The organism is Brevibacterium sp., assembly GCF_052105255.1.
GTDB classification, from domain to species: Bacteria; Actinomycetota; Actinomycetes; order Actinomycetales; family Brevibacteriaceae; genus Brevibacterium; species Brevibacterium linens_B.
The window spans coordinates 1-18,211 of record NZ_JBQDYQ010000014.1 but is presented as its reverse complement, the minus strand read 5'-3'; the positions used below and the strand labels follow the sequence as shown (position 1 = coordinate 18,211).

At 60.2% G+C, this 18,211-nt stretch carries 15 protein-coding genes; 13 read left to right on the top strand and 2 right to left on the bottom strand.

The window, feature by feature from the left end; all coding sequences use genetic code 11:
- The first annotated feature begins 8 nt into the window (after positions 1-8).
- Entirely contained in the window at positions 9-1,379 is a 1,371-nt protein-coding gene (locus ACTIIH_RS06110; RefSeq protein ID WP_441090890.1) for a glycosyltransferase, read from the top strand.
- On the opposite strand, the gene ACTIIH_RS06105 is transcribed toward ACTIIH_RS06110, so the two are convergent.
- Positions 1,363-2,493, bottom strand: coding sequence for a magnesium and cobalt transport protein CorA (locus ACTIIH_RS06105; RefSeq protein ID WP_441090891.1), 1,131 nt, complete (start codon positions 2,491-2,493; stop codon positions 1,363-1,365). The genes ACTIIH_RS06110 and ACTIIH_RS06105 overlap by 17 nt on opposite strands.
- Before the next feature lie 233 nt (positions 2,494-2,726).
- Here ACTIIH_RS06105 and ACTIIH_RS06100 point away from each other — a divergent pair, with 233 nt between their 5' ends.
- From ACTIIH_RS06100 to ACTIIH_RS06050, 11 genes are all read left to right on the top strand, one after another.
- Entirely contained in the window at positions 2,727-3,980 is a 1,254-nt protein-coding gene (locus ACTIIH_RS06100) for a dicarboxylate/amino acid:cation symporter (protein ID WP_173151601.1), read from the top strand.
- Between the two features lie 74 nt (positions 3,981-4,054).
- Complete coding sequence (locus ACTIIH_RS06095; protein WP_241241461.1) at positions 4,055-4,213, top strand: aldo/keto reductase; 159 nt, start codon at positions 4,055-4,057, stop codon at positions 4,211-4,213.
- A gap of 13 nt (positions 4,214-4,226) precedes the next feature.
- Positions 4,227-4,451: a DUF2795 domain-containing protein gene (locus tag ACTIIH_RS06090; protein ID WP_127364806.1), complete on the top strand. Its 225-nt coding sequence runs from the start codon at positions 4,227-4,229 to the stop codon at positions 4,449-4,451.
- A gap of 60 nt (positions 4,452-4,511) precedes the next feature.
- Positions 4,512-4,922: a DUF2267 domain-containing protein gene (locus ACTIIH_RS06085; RefSeq protein ID WP_441090892.1), complete on the top strand. Its 411-nt coding sequence runs from the start codon at positions 4,512-4,514 to the stop codon at positions 4,920-4,922.
- Positions 4,923-5,398: 476 nt separating this feature from the next.
- The gene (locus tag ACTIIH_RS06080; RefSeq protein ID WP_441451121.1) at positions 5,399-6,667 is read left to right on the top strand and encodes a CDP-glycerol glycerophosphotransferase family protein; all 1,269 of its coding nucleotides are present in this window, start codon (positions 5,399-5,401) and stop codon (positions 6,665-6,667) included.
- 103 nt (positions 6,668-6,770) lie between these two features.
- Positions 6,771-7,160 carry a glycerol-3-phosphate cytidylyltransferase gene (tagD, locus tag ACTIIH_RS06075; protein ID WP_127364802.1) on the top strand — a complete coding sequence of 130 codons (390 nt, stop codon included), beginning with the start codon at positions 6,771-6,773 and terminating at the stop codon, positions 7,158-7,160.
- A 65-nt stretch (positions 7,161-7,225) separates the two neighbouring features.
- Positions 7,226-8,056 carry a CDP-alcohol phosphatidyltransferase family protein gene (locus tag ACTIIH_RS06070; protein WP_241241460.1) on the top strand — a complete coding sequence of 277 codons (831 nt, stop codon included), beginning with the start codon at positions 7,226-7,228 and terminating at the stop codon, positions 8,054-8,056.
- Positions 8,053-8,976, top strand: coding sequence for a glycosyltransferase family 2 protein (locus ACTIIH_RS06065; protein ID WP_441090894.1), 924 nt, complete (start codon positions 8,053-8,055; stop codon positions 8,974-8,976). Before ACTIIH_RS06070 ends, ACTIIH_RS06065 begins: the two co-directional genes overlap by 4 nt.
- A gap of 105 nt (positions 8,977-9,081) precedes the next feature.
- Positions 9,082-11,202, top strand: a complete 2,121-nt coding sequence (locus ACTIIH_RS06060; protein ID WP_441090895.1) for an acyltransferase family protein — start codon at positions 9,082-9,084, stop codon at positions 11,200-11,202.
- 184 nt (positions 11,203-11,386) lie between these two features.
- Entirely contained in the window at positions 11,387-13,990 is a 2,604-nt protein-coding gene (locus ACTIIH_RS06055) for a hypothetical protein (RefSeq protein ID WP_441451120.1), read from the top strand.
- Positions 13,991-14,049: 59 nt separating this feature from the next.
- On the top strand, positions 14,050-15,936 hold the full coding sequence (locus tag ACTIIH_RS06050; RefSeq protein ID WP_441451153.1) for a glycosyltransferase: 1,887 nt from the start codon (positions 14,050-14,052) through the stop codon (positions 15,934-15,936).
- Positions 15,937-15,990: 54 nt separating this feature from the next.
- On the opposite strand, the gene ACTIIH_RS06045 is transcribed toward ACTIIH_RS06050, so the two are convergent.
- Positions 15,991-17,286 carry a CDP-glycerol glycerophosphotransferase family protein gene (locus ACTIIH_RS06045; protein WP_441090897.1) on the bottom strand — a complete coding sequence of 432 codons (1,296 nt, stop codon included), beginning with the start codon at positions 17,284-17,286 and terminating at the stop codon, positions 15,991-15,993.
- Between the two features lie 181 nt (positions 17,287-17,467).
- Here ACTIIH_RS06045 and ACTIIH_RS06040 point away from each other — a divergent pair, with 181 nt between their 5' ends.
- Positions 17,468-18,181 carry an acyltransferase family protein gene (locus tag ACTIIH_RS06040; RefSeq protein WP_441451119.1) on the top strand — a complete coding sequence of 238 codons (714 nt, stop codon included), beginning with the start codon at positions 17,468-17,470 and terminating at the stop codon, positions 18,179-18,181.
- Positions 18,182-18,211: the final 30 nt, after the last annotated feature.

Here is an 18,211-nt window from a genome sequence, read left to right as displayed (position 1 = left end):
TTCGACGAATGGTCGGCACGATCGACCCCGATCCGTCAGCAGTCGATGACGTCTTGAATCGGAGCGGACGGGATTGGACTGAGCTGAGGGAAGATTCCGAGGGCCACCTGCTCCAGGCCGACAGGTATCACGATCGTGGGCATCTGCTTGTCATCGATCGCCAGGACATGAAGGAGCGAGGCCGCCGAGGCGGACGCCGGATCACCCTGTTTGACCGTGACCAGAAGGTGATTGCCCAATGGGGCTCTGCTCGTGAGTTCTACCAGGCCTGGCTCTATGTCGTCATCGGGGACAAGCCTTCGTACCTCATCTGCGACTCGGCCTTCGTCGGCACTTTCATCCACGAATTTCGGCGCGACAATGTGATTCTTTGTATGGTCAACCACAATCATTTTCTTGCTGATGCGGATGATGAGCCCACTGGAGCACTGGCTGAAGACAAATTCGGCTACCTCCGTCATCTGGACAATTTCGACTTGGCGACCACACTCACCGATTCGCAGCGAGTCGCAATGGAGAGGCTGAACCTGTCGGCGGGAAAACTCACAACGGTGTCGAACCTGACCGATGACCTGCATGGAGACCCGTACCGACCGCGGGCCCGCCACAAGGGCTCCATGATCGCTCGTCTTGAAGGTGCGAAATCAAACTTTCTCGCCAGCTCGTTCAGCCTCTTGACCAGTCGATACGAGGGGCAAGGGCTGGTGGTGCTGGAGAGTATGTCGGCAGGCTGCATTCCTATCTGTTACGAGGTGGACTTTGGCCCGGCAGACATCATCGAGAACGGTGTCAATGGCTTTCTCGTCGACCCGGGCGACGTCGACGGACTGGCTGACGCGATCTCGACATTCCTTTCTCTGTCTGAAGACGAGGTTTCGGCGATGCGCCGAAATGCCGTATCCCGAGCAGCAGACTTCTTCGAACGTCCCATTATTCGACGGTGGGGAGAGGCACTGGACTCACAGTCGTTTGCTCCGATCTTCCGCGCCGAGGACGCGCGCGCCGAGGCCCAATCTGCCGAAGTGACTGCAAACGGAATTGCCATCACTCTGAGAGTCTCTGACCTGAGGGAGAGCACCCTCACCCAGACGTTCGTCTCCTGGAAGTCGCGGGCTGGCACCTTCTATGGGCGAGTCGAAGCTCGCCGGAGTGGACAGCTGATCACGGCCGAGATTCCGTATTCTCGGATCGAGCATATGACGGGAGAATACGTTGACTTCTCCCTTGACCACGTCTTTGACAGAGGGTTTGAACGAGTGCGGATCGCCTGTGGCGAAGACTCCGTTATCAGAACTTCAGACCAGGTGCATCTCTATTCGACCAAGCACGGGAACTTCAGTGGCCGCCTTGTCCGAACGGATCTCACATCCACTTCTTGACTCGGAAGACGACGTAGAGAACGACTCCCAACCCAAACATGAGCCCCAACGCCATCGGATAGCCGAAAGTCCAGTGGAGTTCGGGCATATCGTCGAAGTTCATGCCGTAGATCGCTCCGACGACGGTGGGGGCGAAGAGGATCGCTGCCCAGCCGGAGATCTTCTTCATGTCCTCGTTCTGCCGCTGGGCAACGAGAGTGGAATTGACGTTGAGGATCTGCGACAGGGCTTCTCTCAGCTCGCCCGCCTCGGCGAGGACTCGCGTGAGGTGGTCGGTGACATCATCGAGGTAGGCGCGAAGGTCGTCGGGAATCGCGTACTTGGCTTCCCCGTTCCCGAGCGCCTGCGTCAGTCGGTTGAGGTGGGTGGAGTTGTGGAGGACATCGATCACTTCCTGGCTGAGGAGATAGATGCGCTCGGCAGCGGCAGTGTCCCCGCTGAAGACCTGCCGCTCGATCCCGTCCTTGTCACCCTGCAGTCCGTCGAGGACGGGGAAGTATCCATCGACCACGGTGTCGAGCAGGCGGAACATGAGCGCCTCTGGTCCGAGTGCGAGAAGTTCGCGGTCTTTCGCCCAGCTGCGCCTCTCGTTCGTGAAGTACTCCTGGACTCCGCTGGTGTCCGCCGGAATCGGTGTGCCGTCGATGAATCGGTCTCCCTGACAGATGATGACGAGCACATCATCCTTCATCAGCAAGTGGAACTCGTTGAACTCGACTTCCTCTTTCGCGTCGATGTAGACCGCTGATTTGAGGACGACGAAGAGCACATCACCGTAACGTTCGACCTTGGCCCGCTGGTTCGCATGGAAGAGGTCATCGACGAGAACCGGATGCAGGTCCCACGTCGAGGCGACCTCCGCGAACAGCCCGGGAGCGGGCCTGGTGATGACGATCTGCGTGATCGAGCCGGGAACCGACGAGCCGGAGCCGTCCGGGTCATGTGCAGACAGCGCGTCGGCGAAGGACCGGACGACGTTCATCTCCTGCGGTTCGCTGTCGATGATGCGGCGGCTGAACAGCGTCGGTGCCTCGGTGGACTTCGCTTCTGACCCCACCGCCGGTCGCTTGCGCAGCGACGGTCGTTCGGGCTTGTCTCTGCGGACTCTTGCCATTGTGCTCCCTTTCCTCTGACAGCTCCTCAACGGTACCGCACACCTAGGTCGGCCTCAGGACGCAGCAAGTGGCAGGCGAAATACTTCATCGTCGAATCCTCAGACCGGGTGCGGTGCCTGCGCCAAATCTCTGACTGCGCCCGTGCGCAGATGGGGTTAGAGTGGCAACCGGTCGGCATCGTCGCGGACCGGTTGCCCACCACGAGGAGCATGAGAGGACGGAGCCGTAGACCATGCCACGCATATTCCTCCGCCTTTGGCGCCGCTACCGGGATACAGCACTCTTCCTGAAGATGACGGCCGGGTTCGTCCTCGGACTCATCGTTGCCTTCGTCTTCGGAGAGAAGGCGCAGGTGCTGTCACCGATCGGTGACATCCTGCTCAACCTCCTCCAGCTGATCGTCATCCCGATCATCATGGTGACGCTGATCGACGCGGTCAACAGCACGCGCCCCGGAAACCTCGTCAGGGTCGCCTTCAAGACCTTCGCCTTCTACATCCTCACGACGATCGCCGCCGTCATCATCAGTCTGTCCCTGGCCCTTCTGGTCAAACCGGGGACCGGTCTCCAGCGCCCTGAGAAGGGCGCAGAGACACCCGAGGCCCCCTCATTCGTCGACCAGCTCGTCGGCATATTCCCCGAGAACGTCTTCAAGGCTCTGGTCGACGGCAACATCCTCGCTCTGATCTTCGTGGCCTTGATCGTCGGCCTCACGATGGCAGGTATGCGCCGCTCGTCCGATTCGACGATCTCCGGCTTCGGGAAGCTCGTGTACGACCTCGTACTCGCGGCCAAGGAGATGACGTTCCGCATCCTTGGAGGGATACTCCAATTTGCACCGTTCGGTATCGCAGCCCTGGTGGCGAGCGATATCGGCAGCCAAGGAATCGATGCCCTGGCGGCACTGGGCAAACTGACCGGCGTCGTCTATGCCGGTCTGGCAGCGCAGATCCTCCTTGTCTATATTCCGCTGCTGCTGCTCAACCGGATTCCGGTCGGCGGATTCTTCCGCGTCGCCGGTGCGCCGATGGCCACGGCGTTCACGACTCAGAGCAGCTCAGGGACGATCCCTGTGTCGCTGGAGGCGACGAGGAAAGCAAACATCCGCCAAGAGGTCGCTGGCTTCGTCATCCCATTGGGTGCGACCATCAACATGGACGGAGCGGTCATCCGTCTGGGGGCGTCCGTGGTGCTGGCTGCCAATATCGTCGGCCATGACATGTCCGTGCTCGAACTCGGCGCGATCGTCCTCACGGCCACGTTCGTCTCGATCGGCACCGCAGGAGTCCCCGGCGCCGGACTCATCGGCTTGACGATCCTGCTGCAGCAAGCCGGTCTCCCGCTTGAGACCGTCGCTCTGGTCGCCGGTGTCGACGTTCTGCTCGGAATGGGGGCGACGATGCTCAATATCACCGGCGACCTCGTCGGAGTCCACCTCATCGACAAGAGTGAGAAGCGGATCAGCGAGGGCAGCCGAGAATTGTAGCCCTTTCACTCGAATCACGGGAGGGGTGGCGAAGGCTTCGTCACTCTGAAAGCCTGAGGGCACGGTCCGCACACGTGCTCACCCGACGATACGGCGAGGCCCTGGACCGTGGAGTGAACTGCATCGATACAGCCAACCTCTGCTCGGCCGGGGACGCGGAAAGAGTCCTCGGCGAGATCATGGGCGACAAACGCGATGAAGTCATCCTCACCTCAGATACGAATCACAGATGAAGGAGAAACACCGATGACCACACGTGACGAACTCCGTGCAGAGAAGGCCCTGCAGGGGATGGAATTCCCCGCTTCGAAGACCGAGCTCATCGACTATGCAACCGAACGCTCGGCCACGGCGAAGACACTTCAGGCCTTGCAAGCTCTGCCGGATCGGCAGTTCGAGAACAAGGACGATGTCGTCGAGGCAGTGCCGCAGGAGCCCGAAGGCGACGCTCCCGGAGGGGTGCACCGATGAGATCGGCCGGTGCACTGACGACGTGACAGAAGACAGCGAATCGGAAGAAGGTGTTCGAACATGCGCAGTGATGAGTTCCTCAAAAACGTCACCGAAACCGGCGGGCCCGGCGATCCTGAAAGCGCTGCCGTCGTGACCCGGACGGTATTGGATAACCTGGGGAAACGGCTCAAAGGCGGAGAGGCGGCGGATCTGGCCGCCCAGCTTCCTGCCGAACTGCAGGAGCCGCTCCAACGGCACGGGTCGGAGGCGCCGCTGACCGACGACGTCGATGAGTTCCTCCGTCGTCTGGCTGACCAGCTGGGCCAGGCAATCGATCCTGATACCGCCCGTGCCTACGCGCGTGCCGTGATCTCGACGCTTGACGCCGCGGTCTCAGAGGGCGAGGTCGATGATCTCCGCTCACAGCTGCCGGCAGGCTTCGCACCGCTGTTCGAAGGCCGATCTGTGCTTCGCCCCTCACCCTGGTGAAGGCACGGTCTTCGCCGGAGTGAGGGGCGATCTGTCTCCGGCGTCATGGCCGCACCTGAACCCGGCGGCGCGAACACCGTCGAGATGAATGAATCCCGGGGCCCACTGGCAGCGCACAGCGCGTGAACCCCATCCGACTTTCGAGGGCTGCGAATTCGCGAATATGGACAGTCTTCGAACTCTCCGGCCACCAGCACGACATCATTGCGCCGGGCGTCAATGAACTCATCGACATGCTGCCGGATCCGCCTCGGGCATCCTTCAGCAGCGAACCCGACCTCGACGAGGTTGAGCCCCTCGCTCCGGGTGACGACTTCGGGGCGTAGCCCTCATGCGAGAAGAGCGCGAGGTGCGTGGTGCGTGGTGTGAGGATGCTCTTGGCGAAGCCGACCACACCGCGTGAGAGCTGACCACGATCAAGCAGGAACGGAGGTCGAGTTCAGGTCGGACACAGATGGGCATGCACAATAGTCTCCATGACCTTCCTACCGGCAGATCTGCCGCACACCGCTGTTCGCGGTGCCAATTTCGCGCAGTCGGTCGCCAAACTCGTGGCTCAGAGGCTGCGGGAACGCTTCCGTGAATCGCGACTGCCAGACGAATTCTCTCCGCAGGACGATGACGTTTTCGTTGCAGCCGGCTACTTCGCTGGTGACCTCACCTCGGTTTACCAGCTCGAGCAGTGGCTCTGGCCCTTCAAGCAGCTCGAAGCGCGGCTCAAGGAAGCCGGTCATGGGGATCAGCCTTTCGGGATCATTGTCCGCAATGCCCCGGTTGCTGAGTACCTTAAGAGCATCACCTCGTTCCCGGTGCGGTTCTCACGCCTGACCAGCGGCCTCGACAAGTTCATGCAGTCGCCGAGTCTCCGTGCCGTCTTCTATGTCAACCAGGGAACCAGCAATTTCCAAGCGCTGCGCTACCCCGAGCCCGCTCACGTGCACCTCAGCCACGGCGAGAGCGAGAAGATTTCGATGATTTCCAACCAGCTCAAGGGGTACGACTATGTCTTCACAGCCGGCCGGGCTGCAAGGAAACGCGTCCAGCAGGCTCTTTACGGAATGAGCGACGATCGCATGTTCGACGTCGGACGACCGCAGCTCGACCGCCCCCGTTCGGTTCCGCACGAGTGGAAGAGATTCAAAGAGGCGTCCCCGGATGGGCAAGCCGTATTCTATGCGCCCACGTGGGAGGGTGACTCTCCGTCGATGGCGTACGGCACCATCGCCTACAACGGAACGCAGCTCGTCACTTCGCTGCTGGAAGCCGGATACCGAGTGATCTTCCGCCCGCACCCGCGCACCGGGGTGGAGTGCCACGAATTTGAGAAGGCTGTGGAAGACGTGGCGGAGATCGTCGAGTCCGATCCGCGTGGGTTCCTCGACGAGAGTCCAGACGTGTCTTGGCAGTTGGACGAGGCCGATCTCGCAGTGGTCGAGATGACCTCCGTCGCTTTCGACTGGCTCTCCTCCGGGAAACCCCTCGTGATGGTCCAGCCTCACGAACCCGAGGCAGAGGTGCTCGAAGGCGGCCTGCTGGATCTGTGTCCGACAGTCGGATCCACCGGTGAAGCCGATGTCGTCGACGTCATCGACGAGGCAGTCGCGCAAGCCGGGTCTGTTGAGGCGATCGCCCAGCTCTATCTCGGTGACACGAGCCCAGGGGCGCAGATCGCCCGTTTCATCCGGTCAAGCGAGCAGGTGATCGCCCAGCGGGTCGAGGAGCATCGGTTAAAGCACCTCGTGTGAAGCATTTGATAATTTCTTAACTTAAAGTTACAGAATGGTAAAATAACGCCGGACCAATTCCGCGGCCCACCACCTGGGCTCCGATCACTGGACGGAAACAGCAATGCGACGAGTCATTACGTACGGAACCTTCGACCTGCTCCACTACGGGCATATTCGCCTGCTCCAGCGGTGCAAGGAACAGGGCGATTATTTGGTGGTGGCCCTGTCGAGCGACGAGTTCAATGCCGGCAAGGGCAAGAAGTCGTACTTCAGCTACGAAGAGCGCAAGCACATGCTTGAAGCGATTCGCTACGTCGACCTCGTCATTCCTGAAGACAACTGGGAACAGAAGTCGACCGACGTCGACAAGTACCACATCGACACGTTCGTCATGGGCGACGACTGGGAAGGCGAGTTCGACTTCCTCAAAGACAAGTGCGAGGTCGTCTACCTTCCCCGCACTCCAGAGATCTCGACCACTCGAATCAAAAGCGAGCTGGGTAAGTCCTGACCGAAGGGGCGCGGACTTCGCGCTATCGTGGCTGGAGACCAACCATGGACCAGAGAGGAACGGACGTGCCCGAAAAGTCTCCGGCGAAACATCCGTCGCTGGCGGAGCTTCGGGCCAAGGCCCAGCCGATAGAAGTCCGCAGCCGCAAAAACGCGGAGCACTGGACCGCGCAGCTCTATCTCCGGCACATCTCGATCTACTTCACCATGTTGCTCGTTCGGACCCGGATCAGCGCCAACGGCGTCACCGGGCTGATGATCCTGTCAGGTTGGTGCATCGCCGTAAGCCTGCTGATCCCCGGCATCTGGGGTGCAGTCCTTGCCGTGTTCTTCGCCCAATTGCAGATGTACATCGACTGCTGTGACGGTGAGGTCGCCCGCTGGCGCGGAACGAGCGGTGCCAAAGGCGTCTTTCTCGACAAGGTCGGCCACTATACGACCGAAGGTCTTGTCGCGGTTGCCCTCGGAATACGAGCGGTGGGGGAGTGGAGCAACCTCATAGACGACCCGGCCGGTTCGTACCCGCTTCTCCTCGCCGGGACCGTCTTAGCAGCTTTGGTCCTGTTGAACAAGGCACTCAACGACATGGTCCATGTCTCCCGCGCGTTCAACGGACTCGACAAACTCGCGGATTCGAAGGAAGCCACCGCCGTCAACCCGGGCCTCGTCGCCACTCTCAAGCGTATCGCCCGCTTCGTGCCCTTCCACCGCATCTTCCACTCGGTGGAGATGTCTCTGATGGCTCTGCTCTCGAGCATTGTGACTGCGATTGCTGTGGCAGGTGGGGCCGAACCGCTATTAGGGGAACGGTTGCTCGTTCTCATCATGGTGCCGCTGTGCCTGCTGTCGGTCATCGGACACTTCCTGTCGATCATGGCATCAAGGAGGCTGTCATGAGCGATAACTCGAAGATCCTCTCCCAGCGGTTCGAAGACAATCGTCGCTACACGTTCGGCGTCGTCGTGCTCAGCCAGGGAAAACGACTCGACGACCTCAACCGCGGTTTCGAATCACTGCTGGCGCAGAAAGGCGTCGATCTCGACATCGTCTGTGTTGGAAATGGATGGGAGCCAGGAGGCATACCGGACCACGTCAAGAAGTTGGGGCTGCCGGAGAACCTGGGCATCCCTGCCGGGCGCAACGCCGGAGTCCCTCACGTCGACGGTGAGTTCCTGTTCTTCCTTGACGATGACGCATGGCTGCCGGACGACACGTCGCTGATGCGCATGGCGCAACTGATGCGTACGAAGCCGCAGATCGGACTGATCCAGCCAAGGGTCGAGGAACCCGGTGGGCCCGATGCGCCGAAACGGTGGATTCCCAGACTCAAGAAAGGGAGCGCCGACCACTCATCGAACGTGTTCTCGGTGTGGGAAGGCGCAGTCTGCATGCAACGTCGAGCGTTCGACGAGTGCGGCGGATGGCCGGCACCATTCTGGTACGCGCACGAGGGAATCGAGCTCGCGTGGCGGGTCTGGGACGCCGGCTACATCGTCTGGTACATGGGCGATCTCGCCGTCGCCCACCCGGTGATCGACCCGAGACGCCACGACGAATACTTCTACATGAACGCCAGAAACCGCGTCTGGTTGGCCCGACGGAACCTGCCCTGGCCGTTCAGCTGGGCGTACGTCGGTTCATGGACATTGATGCAGTTCATCAAGTGGGCCAACAAGCCACATCAGCTCAAGGCCTGGATGGAAGGATGGCGCGCCGGCTGGCGTCTCGACCCCTGGGGTCAAGACGAAGACCGGCAGAAGCTGTCAAGAAGAGGTGTACTTCGAATGTCCCGGCACGGACGCCCCCCGATCGTGTGAACGCCAGGATTATCTGCCCGGCGCGCGAGAGATCGCACCGCGAACAAAGAGGGGACCGCGGTCGGGTCCGACCTCACCGACTGAGAAACCGAGTGGAGCCGCTTCATGTCGTCATCAGCGTACGTTGCTGAAAGCTCTCCCCACGCGAACAGCGCACCTCAGCCCTCCGGCTTCCGCTCCGATATCCAGGGGCTGCGTGCACTGGCCGTAGGGATCGTGCTGCTGTACCACCTGTGGCCGACCACATTCGACGGCGGATTCGTCGGAGTCGACATCTTCTTCGTCATCTCCGGCTTCCTCATCACCAGCCACCTCATCAAGTCCCCCCCGCGCAGCTGGGGCGATGTGGCAAAGTTCTGGGCGCGACGAGTCCGGCGACTGCTGCCGGCGTCACTGCTCGTCCTCTTCCTCGTCGGAATCGCAACCTTCCTCGTTGCCCCACAATCTGTCTGGGCCGATACCGGACGCCAAATCCTCTCCGCAGGGCTCTACGTCGTCAACTGGGACTTCGCCGTATCCAGCGTCGATTACCTGGCTGCGGACAATGCTCCGTCGCCGGTGCAGCATTTCTGGTCACTGTCCGTCGAGGAACAGTTCTACTTCGTCTGGCCGATGATCATCGGTCTGGCGTTCCTCGTCGGGGCGAAGCTCGGCCGATCCAAGAAGATCGTCGGTTTCACCGTTCTCGGAATCTTCCTCGCCTCACTCACCTTCTCCATCGTCTACACGGCCGACGAACCGGCGATGGCCTACTTCATCACTCCGACCAGGATGTGGGAGCTGGCCATGGGCGGGCTGGTTGCCGTCTTCGTCATCTACGTTCGACCTGAGCGCCTCCCGTTCAGCTCTCTGCTCGGGTGGGTCGGACTCGCCGGAATTGTGGCCGCCACCTTCCTCATCCGCGCAGACATGCCGTTCCCCGGCTACATTGCGCTGGTCCCGGTGCTCTCGACGGCACTCGTCATCCTCGCTGACTCGCGGGGTCGGACCTCCGTGCTTACGCTGTTGTCATTGCGGCCCGTTCGTTTCCTCGGCGATATCTCGTACTCCGTCTATCTCTGGCATTGGCCGCTCATCGTTCTCGTGCCCTATCTTTCGGCCAAACTGGGACGCTCGGAGAGCCTGGGCGTACTGGACAATATCGCGATCATTCTCGTCTCGATCATTGCCGCGTGGGCGTCGACGACGTGGGTCGAGAACCGGTTCCGCAAGTCGTCGTTCTTCAGCAGCTCGAAGAAGACCTTCGCGTTCGCAGCACTCGCCATGGCTCTCGTCTCGGCTCTGGGGCTCAGCCAGATGGTCGTCGCCAACTCCATCGTCGAGCAGAACGAAGACAAACTGCAGGCTCAATTGGATGACCCCGACTCCTGTCTCGGTGCCGGGATTCTTCTTCCCAACGCGAAGGACAACCCGAACTGCAAAGACAAGAATTCGCTGCAGATGGAGCCCGCTGCGGCGAAGAAGGACAAGTCCAAGGCGTACGCGGATGGCTGTTGGGCCAGCGCACCGTATGCAAGCAAACCGGAATGCACCTATGGCGACGGGTCGAAACATGTCGCGCTCGTCGGAAATTCACACGCCGGACATTGGCTGCCGACGCTCGAGCGCTTGGCCGATGAAAAAGATCTGACAATCACCACTTTCCTCGCCTCGAACTGCAGCATTTCTACCCTGCCTCAGGACCTTTCGACGCAGGACGAAACCAAAGGGTGTCAGGACTACGCCGATTGGGTCTCGAAGAGAACGACCGAAGGAGGCTTCGACGCAGTCATCACCTCCGAGCGGCAGTCCACGCCGCTGAAAGGTATGGACTGGGAAGAAACCGAGAAGAAGGCGCCTGAAGGACATCGTGAGATCCTGCAGCGCTGGGTCGATGCTGATTTGGATGTTGTGGTCATTCGGGATACCCCATACCCAGGCGGGGCAGGTGTCACCGTGCCAGATTGCGTTGCCAAGCATAAAGACGACCTCGAAGAGTGCTCCGGAACTCCGGAATCATGGCACTGGATGGATCCCCTGGCCGCCTCGGCGAAATCGATCGATTCGAAGCAGCTTTCGATCATCTACCCCCAGGACTGGTTCTGCCCGGACGGGCGCTGCGAGCCGGTCATCGGTGGCGTCATCACCTATTTCGATACAGCCCATATCACCGCGACCTATGCGCAGACCCTTGCCCCGCAGCTCGACGCAAGCCTCCGCAGGTCCGGCTTGGACACCTTTGATTGAGCGCCGAGGGGAGCCCGCCCACCGGTTCATCGAACTGACAGTCAAGTCCGATATCGTGAGCCTGATTGATCCCGAACAACTTACATAAGCCCACGACCGTTCACCGAAATCTCTGCAAAGGACGAAACGAGTGACAACTGGACGAAATGCCGCGGACCGGTACCTCAGCAAGGGAAGAGAACTGGTGAAACCAGTTGTCCACGGGATCGCCCGTCGTGCTCTGCCGGTGGTCGAACGGGCTTCCGGGACGAGATACGTGCGAGAACGTGCGGAAGGCGAAAGAGGAACCGGAAAGTCGTCCGGGAAGGCCAAGAAGATCGCGACTGAGACCGCCCGGGCCTACCGGAAACTGGCAACAGGATTGCGCGGAGCGACAGCAGAGGGCATCGACGGATGGACCGTTGCGCCGTCGACCCGAGAGGTCGACACCAAGGCACGGCAGCTGGCACGCGTCAAGGCGCACGCGGCATTGTCCGAAGCACTGACTCAGGGATCGTCGTTCGGTCCCGCAGTTGTGGAAGCCGGTCGGTCGCTCGTCGCCGCCGGGCACACGGCTGACACCGTGTCGATCGGGCTCAACCTCCGCAGCAATCCCTCCACCGAGGATGCTGGCAGAGTCCTCTTAGGCTTGGCTTACCAGCGGACATCGGACTTCGCGGTGGCGTGGGCACAGTTCGAGAAGATCGACGACCGGGACATCATCGTCTCTGCCGCCGAGGAGTACTACCCGACTGCGATCGACACGCTGGGTGACGACGGTCTGCCGCTCCTGGACCGGGTGAACGAGACAGGCGAAACCGACCGCTGGAGTGCGAAAGCCGTGCTGCGCACCGCTGAATCGGCCTTCTGCATCGGAGCTTTTGACCACGTCCGTTCGCTCGTCGAATCACGCCTGAACCAGATGGAAGACGAGACGGATTCGGCGGTGCGTTACGAGCTCAATCGCATGCGCGACTGGCTCCCGGGAGGAAAGCACCTCGAGGCTCTGCCGACGACAGCCGGAAAGCGCAACTTCGGCGTCCTCAGCTACGACCAGCCGGGGATCCGATCACGCAACATCGGCGACTACATCCAGACGATCGCGTCAATCGGCCATCTTCTGCGGTACGAAAATCTCAGCTTCTCGGGTGACCCGGGGCTGACCGAGCTCTTCAAGAAGTTCCGCAAGTCAGTCAAAGAGCAACGAAAGTACGCGGGGCCGGAGGGCGAACTCAATCTGGTCGAGGTCTATCGCGACGGCAACGTCTACCAGGACATCCCGGAGGACACCTGGTACATCGCCTTCGGCTGGTACATGCACGACATCTTCGGTAAGTCGTTCAACATTCCGTTCCACCCGAATCTGCGCCCGATCCTATTGTCCGTGTTCGTGCGCTACCCCGAGATGCTCACCCCCGAAGCCATCGCCTATCTCAAGAAGTACGGACCGGTCGGTTGCCGCGACTGGCAGTCCGTCGCCGTGCTCAGAGCCGTCGGTGTCCCGGCATTCTTCTCCGGGTGCCTCACCACGACGGTCGATACCCTGTTTCCTGCTCCCTCGGCTGACCGTCGGTCCGGCACGGTGCAAATCGATTGGACCAAGGGCGGAAAAGGGCCGAAGAAGAAACAGACCGTCACCGCAATCCGGGACAAGACCTTTCCGGAGAACCTGGAGCTGGCCCGCAACTGGGTCGCCGACTACGCCTACAAGTACAAGCGAGTTCTCACCTCGCGACTGCACGCGAACCTGCCCGCGCGGTCGGTGGGCGCCGAGGTCGAATTCGAACCGAAGAACAAATCGGATTCACGGTTCGGCGGGCTGATCGGCATCGATGAAGCCGAGTTCGACGCCATTCGGGACGGGATCTTGGACAAACTCTCAGTGCTCCTGCCGCTCATCGCGACGGGTGCATCCGACGACGAGATCTACTCGAAGTGGGTCGAGATCACTGCCGAGGACATGGCTGCGGCCGATGAGTATCTCGCCACTGCCACGCTGCCGAGCGCAGAGAGCACAACCATTTCCGCCGCCGTGAACACGACCGACCGACCGGCTCCGGAAGAACAGGTCACAGACGTCTTCATGACTGTCGAGAAGGGCGAAGAGTCGCTGGTTGCAACGGCCATCAGGACCATCGACGCCCACGCCTCCGGCAGGTATCGCATCTGGCTGCCGTCCGGAGAAGTGAGCGCGGAAGCCGCCGATGAGATCCAGGCACAGCTGTCGCTCGGCACAGTCGGGAGATTGGGACCGGTGTCCTATGCTGACATCGCGAACGAGAATGACCTGGTGCAGGCGCTGCTTCCGGTGCTGTTCCCCGACCATGAGCGCCTCGTCGTCGTTCCCGCAGCCGGCGAGTTCTCTGCCGACATCGTCGAGCTTTCGAGGGTCGACTTCGGGAGTACATTGCTCGCCGCGAAACATGATGTGAGGAAGAGCCGCTCCAGCGGTCTCACGCTGATGAGGAGGATCGCGAGCTCATTCGGCGACGATCATGTCGGCGCACTCAACTTCGTCTTCGCAAGTCATGCCGGCCTCACCGAGGACTTCGTTCCCTTCGACCCGCAGACTGCTGTCCTCAACCTCAGCGGAATGCGCAGCGAAGGCCTCGTCAACAAGATCGTCGGTCTGATGCAGGAGCTCAAACTCAGTTACGTTGACGCAATGCAGACGATCGTCGGCGGACGGTACTCCGAGATCGACGACGAATGGAACGTCCGAGCCCAGTGGGAGACGTCGGACAGCCCCAAAATCGTCAATTGGCGGCGCCAGACACGCTACTTCGGTCGCATGACACTGACACGTTGATCAGCGCCGCTGAGACCGCCGCACGAGAAGAGCTGAGAAGGATGTCACCAGTGAGTTTCATGGCTCGACGTACGCATGACGCCAACGACAAGACTCAAGTCCGGCACGAGCCCGACCAGAAACTCGGGACCGACGAAGTGCACGTCTACAACGTCCTGTGGTGGATCCCCGAATCGATGGGCGGAATGACGACTGCGGCACTCCGCCGGATTCGGAGCTTTCAGAAATTCGGCAGGCCGCTGTCGCAGACCATCCTGACGTTCAGCCCTCGAATGGACACAGACGAGATTCGAGATCGTTTGGTCGCGTCGGGACGAATGAGTGACGACGTCGAGCTGGTGAACATCTGGCAGGACCTGCGGAAAAGATCTGAGCACGAACTCGCGCAGCTCGAAGGCGAACGGCCGCGGAACCCGATTCCGGACATCGACGGTGAAATCGAGAACATCACTGCCTTCTATGATGTCGTCCGCAATGCGCGCAGCGGCAAGATCATCCGCCGCAACTATTTCCGGGAAGACGGTAGCCTGCTGGTCGCAGACGTCCGGGATCTGAAACTGGGCAGACGATTCATCCTCCATTCTCCGAACGGAACGCCGATGGCGGAATGGCGACGTCCGCGAGATTTCTACAACGCCTGGATCAAGGCAGCTGTGAATCAGGAACCCGCTGTCGTCATCGTCGATGACAAAAAGGTCAGCGAGTTCATCCACGAGATCTCGGATCGGAGGTTCGCACTCATCTTGTTCCTCCACGGGACTCACCTACGCTATCCGTGGAATGGCAACCGCGGCCAGGTGCTGCCCCGCAGACTAGACACCGTACGCAATTTGGACCGCTTCGACGTGGTCGGTGTGCAGACAGGTCAGCAGGCGGAAGCCGTTCGAGCTCGCGGATTCACTGACGACAACATCAGGCTTCTGACCGGCGAGCTGCCGGCAGGATCGGTGCTGACTGAGGCTGCGGAAGAACGGTCGATGGGTAAGGCAGTGATGATCGCCAACCTCATTGAGCTCAAACGCGTGGACCATCCGATTCGCGCAGTGGCGAAACTGCGGGACCGCGGCATTGACGTCGCTCTGACGATCCTGGGGGAGGGGCCCGAACGGCCCAAACTGGAGAAGCTCATCGACGCTCTTGACGTTCGTGATCGAGTGGAGCTGCCCGGCTATGTCAATGATGTCTCAGACAGGTTGAAATCAGCCTCATTCTCCATGCTGACGAGCACCAGCGAAGGACTGCCGTTGTCGATGATGGAATCGATGGGTGCCGGCTGCATTCCGATCGTCTACGACATCACATATGGCCCGCGCGACCTGATAGAACAGGGACAGAACGGATTCATCACTTCGCGGAACGACGTCGACGCACTGGCCGATCAGATCGAGAAGTTTCTCTCCCTGAGCGCAGAAACCGTTGGGTCGATGCGCAGGTCTGCCATGGACAGGGTTGAGCACTATCTGCCGGAGGCCGGATACCGGCGCTGGAAGTCAGCCATCGAGGAACTGCCTGCCGCACACGTGCATGATGACCGCATCGAGACATCGGGTGCCCCTGTCGAGGTGAAACGCGCCAAGTGCGAGGATTTGCCGGATGGGTGCCGCATCGAACTCGAATTCGCTCATCTCCACACAGAGGTCATCGAAAGACTGGAGCTGGTCGTCTCCGCGCGCGAGGTCAATACATTCTTCGTCTGCGGAAACTCATCGACGTCGTCCCGCCGGTTTGGCCGCCGACATGTGGCGACTTTCGACGTGGATTTTGAACGCTTCTCCGAGTCTCCCAAAGAGACCTTCGATGTCTATCTGCGACTGCCCCGCGATCTGTGGACGACGAAGCGGAGGATCCGCCTGCCGAGGATGCGCAGTGCAATGCGGACTGGGACGCGGGAATGGTACTCCACGAAGCATGGGAACCTCTCGGTCCGTCCCCTGACAACTCCGTAGGGCCGGTGACTGAGTCCAGAACATCAGCAACGTGTGATGTCCCGGACCGGATGATCACTCACGGTCGGATTCGTCCTCGGACTCGGCATTGATGCTGTCGTCGGAATGGAAGTGCTCCAGATCGGCAGCACGAGCGGAGATCAGGTTCGAGACCGCGTCGGTGAAGAGGACAGTCGACGTCCCCTTTCCCCCCTCGCCGAAGTAGTGTCGACGAAGGTCGAGCCGAGCTTCGGCCGCTGAGTCCTCAGACAGCATCTCGTGGAACATCTGCTCCAGGCTGCCGACCGTCGAACGGTCGATGATCGGAGTGGCACGGCTGATCGGTGCGTCTGCGTTGAGAGCAGCCGAGTCGTTCCGGCGATCAGTCAGCACGAGCGGCTTCTCCGGATGCAGGTAGAGGAAGTCGAGTCCGACACTGGATATATCGGTGATGAGCAGGTCGACAGTATCGAACATGGCGAGGATATCGCCCTGCATCAGCACCTGATGCTGCATGGATTCGTCCGAGATCGATTCATTGGCCGCCTCGAGGAGAGCGAAGATCTGAGTGTTCGCCTCAGTCATCGCCGGGTCGTTGGATGTCTCGACACGCGGGTGCGGTTTGTAGATCACTCGGGTATTGGGAATCTGCAGCACAGCTTCGATGATCTGCGGTCCGAACAGGTCGACCGACGTGTAGTTGTTGGACTCGTTCTCACCCTCCCAGGTGGGCGCATACATGAAGGTCCGTGCAGCAGAGGGTTCGAGTTCCAGAGGTCGCTCGATGTCGAGCTGAGGCCGTCCGATCTTGACGAGAGAGGTCTCGTCGAAATCGATGAGCGCTCTGCGGTGCCGTTCAATTGCGGCATCACCGGCGACGAACACTTTGTCATAGGACTTGGCCTGGTTTGAGACCATGCTTAGTTTGTCTGACTCGCCGTGATTGACGTGCACGTGCATCATCGGTGCGAATGCCAGCGATTGGAAGTTCGTCATCCCGTTGTTGACGTAGAGAGCCAATTTGAAGTTGTTGGCATGATAGAAGGTGTGCAAAGGGTCGAACCGACGTTTGAACACCACTGGCAGACGCGTGGTCTCAAGCGCACGAAGAAGAGCCGATCCCTTGCGCATGACCAGGACGACCCTGTGTTTCTTGTGCAGTTCCTCAAGTACCGGAATCCACTGCTCAAGCTGATAGAACTTGGAACTGCGATCACCGAAGTAGACCACCACCTCCGCCTTAACGTAGCTGCCGTCGTATTCGTCCTCGAGCCGGTTCCACCGTTCGGTGCCCCTGATCCACTTACTTGTGTTCTTCCATGCAGATGATCGCAAAGCCCACAGGGCAGTATTGCGGATCAGATTCTTCACTGTGTGCCTTTCACCGTAGAGTTCACTTGTCTTCCCGGGGGAAGGAGAAGCTCAGAGACAATGGTACGGGCAATCTCGAGGGTAGACGTTGGACGACGTTCTCTGACTGCCAGGGGTCTGTCACAGTTTGTTCGCCGCGGGCCGAGGCACGGGTTAGATTCAATCGGTAGTATCACCTCCGATGCAGAAACGTGACGACAGGCTCGACACAGCCAAAGGACTACTCATTTTCCTCGTGGTCCTAGGACACTTTCTCGAGGCAATATCCGGCTGGGACATGGGCTACAGCCGCGGAGCCCTGACGGTGATCTACTCGTTCCACATGCCGGCATTTGTCCTGCTCGCTGGTATGACAGCGAAGTCGAGCAGGCTCAGCGAACGGGTCCTCACATTTGTCGTGCTCGCTCTTACTGCTCAGCCCGTCTATTTCTACTGGTCTGTGCTTTTCGGTGCCCACCCCGATCTCGAACCAGCTGAACCGTATTGGATCACTTGGTTCCTTCTCGCTATGGTCTGGTGGATGCTTGCACTGCCGCTGGTAGAGCGATTTCCGATACCGATGCTCTGTATTTCCCTCGCTATTGGGATTTTCGGTGGAATGTTGCCGGCTCTTGACTATGAGCTGTCGATTGGGCGGGCCATGACCTTCTTCCCGTTCTTCGTCATCGGCAACCTCTACGGGGTACGCCTGCTCAACTGGGCGGCAGATCTGAATGTCCTAAAGAAACTGGCCCTGACTCTGGCGACAGCTTTGCCGATTGTCGCGTTCTCTCTTCGCGACATTGACCACAAGTGGTTCTACGGCGCTCGGGGTTTCTCGTTCATGGAAGTTCCGATCCCGTATGGGGTGGGTATCAGGGTATGCATTGTCGCTAGGGCGTGTCTCCTTTATTGACCATTCCAGGACTGGCACGGTGGAGACGTG